The organism is Paenibacillus chartarius (genome assembly GCF_042432825.1).
GTDB lineage: Bacteria > Bacillota > Bacilli > Paenibacillales > NBRC-103111 > Gordoniibacillus > Gordoniibacillus chartarius.
In genome coordinates this window covers 104,185-110,257 of sequence record NZ_JBHLWN010000024.1, presented here as the reverse complement: position 1 = coordinate 110,257, position 6,073 = coordinate 104,185, and the positions used below count along the sequence as shown (strand labels likewise).

The window sequence follows — 6,073 nt, the reverse complement described above, 5'->3', positions numbered from 1 at the left end:
GACGCCGTTAGAGTACCGACGCCAGCTCGCAGCCTAGGGCTTTTTTCAATGTCTACAAAATCGGGGCTTGACCAATACCGTCACAGGGACTTATTATTGTATATTCAGATAATAAACCCACAATTATTGTTTCATCTTTAATGTAAACTCGAGCTGAGAGAATTGGTCCGGTATCGCCGCAGGCTCATTGAAGAACGCACTCGAGAAGTCTGCTGCATTCAGCCGTGAAGGCCACTGTTAGAACAAATGAGACGTAATTACCCTGCCAATATCACCCGGATTGCTGCACATGGGTTAGTTCAATATCACTTGGATTCAATCAACGGTAAAAAAACCCTCATTGCAAGTAAACAATGCCAGGAAGGGTTTGAAGATTGATTCATTTTTTAACATTAAGACAACAGGGAAATCGAGCAACGGCCGCTCTAGCACACAAACGTAAGTTCATTAAGAAAGGTGGCTGCAATCCGTCTACAAGAACATTTCCAAGAAGGCAAACAGGCTGTCCCAAAAGCAGCTTTTGGAACACCTTCAGCATGAAAATAAGTAGATATACAGAATAAAGCTAAGCGGCTTGTTCTCGCTTAGATTAGATTTTACTTTTTCGAGATGAGGAATAATGCAGCGCGTATCGATAGGTCGCTGGTGAACACTGTAACCGACAACGAATTGATTTTCGGTGCCGATCTGCACATTGTAGCCCGGCTTGAGCTGGCCGTTTCGCATGTGGTCTTCTTTCATTCGCATGAAGGTGGCGTCATGGTCTGTTTTGCTGTAGCTGTTCCGAGTGCCTAAAATCGCTTCTTGAGTCTCGTACTTATGAAGGCAAGGAAGCAAGTCCTTGCGGAGTGTACGCACCGCTTTCTTTAGCTGCTCGCCTTTGGGCTTCTCCTGCAGGTGCTCTTCCAATTGCTTGACAGCATGCTCCAGTTTTTCACTATTGATGGCGGAGGATTCGCCCAGTTCTAGAAGAACCTGACCACAGTGTGTTCTTTTTTCTTGCTTTACGGCATCCTCAATTGCATCGAACAAGGTTTGCACTTTTTCCTGGAGCTTAACCTTCTGCTTCACGACGGCCTTTCCCCAAACAAATGTATACCGTTTGGCATTGGCCTCAATCTTGGTGCCGTCCACAAAGTAGTGTTCCAGCTGCAAGTAGTTCTCTTCAACCAGGAATTCAAGAATTGCAGTAAACACGGTCTCCAGTACATTTTTCATTCGCTCCGAGCGAAGCCGGTTGATGGTGCGGAAGTCCGATCTCTGTCTGCCAGCGATCCACATGAACGTGATGTTCTCGCGTACGGCTTTGGCGATCTGACGTGAGGAGTAGATGCACTGCGAGTAAGCGTAGATGATAATTTTGGTGAGCATCTTGGGGTAATAGCTATCTCGTCCGCCTCCGGGGTAAGCCGCGTTGAAGATAGCGTCGTCGAGGAGGTTAGCTGCGGCATTAATGACTCGAACTAGGTGATTAGCTGGAATGTCCTCCTCCAAATCCATTGGCAAGCAAAGTTGGTCCATGGTATATTGAATGTACAAAGAAACTAATCCTTTCGTAAATGGTAGGTGGTAACTTCCATTTTACCAAGGAACGGTTTCTTTTTTTGTACAAAATGAAAAGAGAGGCTGCCCTCAGTCATCTACGATGACTTTTGGGACAGCCTCTTACGGATGTACACTTAGCCGTGCACTTGATGATGTTCTCCAGCCTCCAGTGCATGGATCATGTTCAACATCAGCTTCCGCAATTTCACATAATCCGGATAAGCGTCGGCGATCAGCATGGTCAGCTTGTTAGAGTGCGTTCGCTGCTTTCCGTACGCGGCTGAACTCACATCGTATTCATCGGCGAAGTCATGATGGGCTAGAGCCATTTGCGCACAAAACGTTACCAGCCTGCAAATCGGCTTCCCTTCCGACAAAAGCTCCTTCGCCTGTATCATATCGGAAGGGCTTAGCAATCGCCGCGCTCCCTTCGTCGGATTGCTGCCCGCCAGATCGTCAAGCAGTTTGGCAAGCTCCGTATATTCATCGAGCGATAGAATCGAACCCGCGGCAACTTCACTATCGCCTTCCACGAACGTATCCAACGGGCGGAACAGCTCCTTGCAAGAATACAGCGTTTCTTGGACATCCAGTCCCAGATGGGTATCCAGCTCTGCCAGCGTATCGACAATGGTTTCCGTCTGAATGCTGGCCTGACTGCTGATTCGTCTTTCGATAACGGCCTCCACCTTGACCGGCAGCTCGAACGCATGATTCTCACCGCTGTATTGTTTCCGAACCGGTTCCGACACGCGGCCTTTGTATACCTGGCCGTCCTGCGCTTCCAAAGTAAATGTTTTTCTTGCCAGGTTGATTGCCGTCAAACTTCCCTTCACCTGGACGATTTCTTCCGTCACGACGATTTCATTGATCATTGCGTGAGCGTTCTGCAGCTGTTCGGTACTCAAATGCAGAGAGCTCCGCTCACCGCCCGGCGAAGCCCATTCCCAATCGATCGAAGCCGGAATTTCCAGCAACTCGTGAAGGAACCGTTCGTATGCGAGCACCGTTCCGGCAGCCATAGTGACAAGCCGTCTTTGCAGGACGGTTAAATCCCGTGTATCAAGAAGTAATTGAGACGTTCCGCCTAACGCGTGAGTGACCGGCGTAATTCCGAAGAGATCGGCGGTTCCGCCTGACAATAGCCGGATTGCGTTAATACCGCGCACCGACTCATACATACCTTTGTCAGCCGGAATGAAAGCCGGCGGCTTCCTTCGGCTTCCCTTCCAGCTGTCATCCAGCGAATAAATGAGACTTTGCAGTGCCGCAAGCAATGGGTTTGTTATACGAGCATTCGCTTCGCCGGAGCAGTCCGCAGCGCTAATCGATACTTGAATCACATCCCGACTGTTGTGAACCGCCTCGTCCTCAATCGCCATCCAAGGAAGCTCGGACACGTTACCACACCTCTATAACATTTGGAATATATATACCAGCATTATAGCACATACGTTCGCCTTTGAACACTCCCGCCGCTTGTCGGGCTAGTAGCTTTTTAACGACCCCATCATATCGATTTTGCTCACTTTACTTCTAAGCAGGAGGTTGGATAGAGCGGTAAGCACGAAGGCGAGCATGACGGAAACCAGCATGATCCCTACATCTAATTGATCCGGGATTTGTTGATGGCTGCTCGACAACGCTCCTATAATCAATGTAAACATATAGCCGCTGACCGGCAAAGCTGCGATTACCGCAAATGTGGTGAGAATCATATTTTCCAAAAAGATGAGCCTGTTGATTTTATTTTTTTGATAGCCAAGCACCTTGAGCGTCGCGAGCTCTCGATTGCGTTCATAGATGTTGATGGAAGATATCGTATAGATGGCGCCGAACGACAAGATAACCGCACAAATGATAAACATAATAAATACAAAGCTATTTTGTTTCAATATATAATCGGCCGATTTCTTGAGATCGTTCCGATCTGCAATCGTATCTGCTTGAGGATCTTGTTCAAAGTAGCTTCGAACGCTGATCAGATCCGCCCCGCTGTTCGCCTTCACTAAAAGCGAGGTTGGACTGTAGTCGATGCCGAGGCTCTTTAGATAGGCCGGTGTGCAGTAAAACGACGGATTCGAATATTGTGCAGATATGCTGGCTACCATCATTTCGACCGTCTTTTGTTGAAGCTCCGGCGCTGTAAACTGCAGCTTGACGATATCCCCTTCCGCAATACGATACTTGTCGGCGTAAGATTGGGGCACCAACACACCACCATTTTCCAACTGTATCCAATTGTCATGTTCGTCAAGGAAATGAATGAGTTTGTTTTCTTCCTCAGTAACGATTAGAATGGCATTCTCTTTAGCGTCGCCTTTGAGGAATTCAACGGGAAGCGTGGATAACCAATAGCTGCTTTGAATGCCGGGGGGCAGTTCGACCGAATCGGCGGCCGTTCCCAGCGCGTAATCGACCCGCAAATCATAGTCATACGCAGCTTCAATCTGGCTGGCTACTTTGAGCAGGGCCGATTGCGTGCCGAAAGCAGTAATCAGTAACACCGTGCTGACAACAACTCCGACCGAGCTTGCTAACGCTTTGGATTTATTTAATCCGATATTTCGCAATATCAGCTTGTAGCTGTAGGGAATACGGCGCCAAAGCCCCGGAACGCTTTCGATCAGCAGCTTGTTCATCTTCTTCGGCGGTTTCGGACGCATTGCCTGGGCCGCACGTTCTTTCAATATCGTCCGGCCGCTTAAGTAACAGGCAACGACCCCAAACGCGCTGGAGAACAGGATCGGAGGAATGACCGAAAAGACGGATAGCTGGAACGTAATTCCAGGCAGTGCGTAGGCCCTCGCATTCGACGCCGTTACGAAAGGAACAAAGACACCTGCGGCAATAGCGCAGCCGATGATAGAGCCTATGATTCCCGCCAGCACGGGGTATCCCATGTAATGAAGCATAATGCTGCTGTTCCTGACACCCAAGGCCTTCATCATCCCTACTTGATTTCTTTGCGAATCGATCAGCCTCGACATGGCAAGAAACAGGATCATCGCTTCAATCACAAACAGAACGAAAGGAATCACCTTGCTCATCAAACCATTGTTATAGATCGTTTCCTGTAATTTCGAATAACTGAACATCCGTTCTTTGCTTACCTGGCTTAGATAAGGAAGCTGTTTTTGCTTGGATCGTGCTTCGATGGACCGGCCTAGTTCGTCGATATCGTAGCCTTCCTCGGCATCGATGATGATTTCGTTATAAATGATGCCGTCTGCGACAGCAGATATGGCGGCTTCGGAAATATAAGCGAAACCGTAGTTTTCATGGTCTTGGATGTCGTTCTTTTTGGCATGCTCGGCATTCTCGCCCAAGCCGCTGACGGTGAACATCACCTGTTTTTCATTCACACGGACTTGGATCGGATCGCCGACCCCAATATGATGTGCCTTCGCATAATGGGAATCTACCAAAATCTCGTCCTTTGCCGACGGGAGCTTCCCCTCCAGCAGGGCCGGGGTATTGATTTGATTATGAACGGGGATCGAATGAATCGTTAATGCAGCTTTACGATCCTCAAAGTCTTGCGCGGCATCAAAGGTATACCGCCCTTCGATGTTATGGATACCTTCCAATTTGCTGAAATCAGCCAAGTCGCGCTTGGAAATGTGACTGTAATATACGTTTAAGTCGCTTACATGATGTTCTTTGAAATAGGCCTGCGTGTAGCTACTCAGATTATCGCTATAGGTGACCAGCCCCGCATAGAAAAACGCTCCTACCGCGACCACCGCAACAAACGCTGCAAATTGTCCGATCGACTGCTTCAGATCCCTCACGAATTTGATAAATAGCTTCATGATTACCACTCAATCTCTTCAACTTGAAGTTTGGTTTCATTCATGGCGACACTTTCGATCGTCCCGCTTTTCACCTTAATAATTTTATCGGCCATAGGAGCAATGGCGGTATTATGGGTAACGACTACGACGCACTTTTTCGTTTCCTTGTTCAAATCCTGAAGCAGCTTTAAGACGGACTTGCCTGTCACATAATCCAAAGCCCCGGTCGGTTCATCGCAGAGCAGAAGCAAGGGATTTTTGGCAACGGCTCTAGCGATCGCAACTCGCTGCTGTTCTCCTCCGGAGAGCTGGGAAGGGAAGTTTCTCATCCGATGCTGCAGCCCTACCTTCTGTAAAATCTGTTTGGCATCCAGATGGTTGTGACATACTTCAGCGGCAAATTCCACATTCTCGAGTGCGTTTAAGTTCTGAATTAAGTTATAGAATTGGAATACAAAGCCGACTTTCTCGCCGCGATACCGCGTTAATTGTGTTTCGTTATATCGGGTAATTTCTTGACCGCCGACAAACACTTGACCTTTCGTTGCCGTATCCATCCCGCCGAGAATGTTCAGAATCGTGCTTTTCCCGGCGCCGCTTGCTCCCAAGATGACGACGAATTCTCCCTCCGCTATGGAAAAATCAACACCGTTCAGCGCTTTAATCGGCACTTCTCCGATCTTGTATTCCTTCGTTACTTGCTTGAATTCGATGAAACCCATTTCCTCAAC

3 protein-coding genes and 1 pseudogene are annotated in these 6,073 nt (G+C 48.3%); all 4 read right to left on the bottom strand.

The window, feature by feature from the left end:
* Positions 1-612: 612 nt before the first annotated feature.
* Positions 613-1,539, bottom strand: a pseudogene (locus ACFFK0_RS05810) (transposase); the annotation flags it as partial.
* Between the two features lie 140 nt (positions 1,540-1,679).
* Positions 1,680-2,945, bottom strand: coding sequence for a hypothetical protein (locus ACFFK0_RS05805; RefSeq protein WP_377469016.1), 1,266 nt, complete (start codon positions 2,943-2,945; stop codon positions 1,680-1,682).
* An 87-nt stretch (positions 2,946-3,032) separates the two neighbouring features.
* Positions 3,033-5,360 carry an ABC transporter permease gene (locus tag ACFFK0_RS05800; RefSeq protein WP_377469015.1) on the bottom strand — a complete coding sequence of 776 codons (2,328 nt, stop codon included), beginning with the start codon at positions 5,358-5,360 and terminating at the stop codon, positions 3,033-3,035.
* Positions 5,361-5,362: 2 nt separating this feature from the next.
* Positions 5,363-6,064 carry an ABC transporter ATP-binding protein gene (locus tag ACFFK0_RS05795; protein ID WP_377469014.1) on the bottom strand — a complete coding sequence of 234 codons (702 nt, stop codon included), beginning with the start codon at positions 6,062-6,064 and terminating at the stop codon, positions 5,363-5,365.
* Between the last annotated feature and the right edge of the window lie 9 nt (positions 6,065-6,073).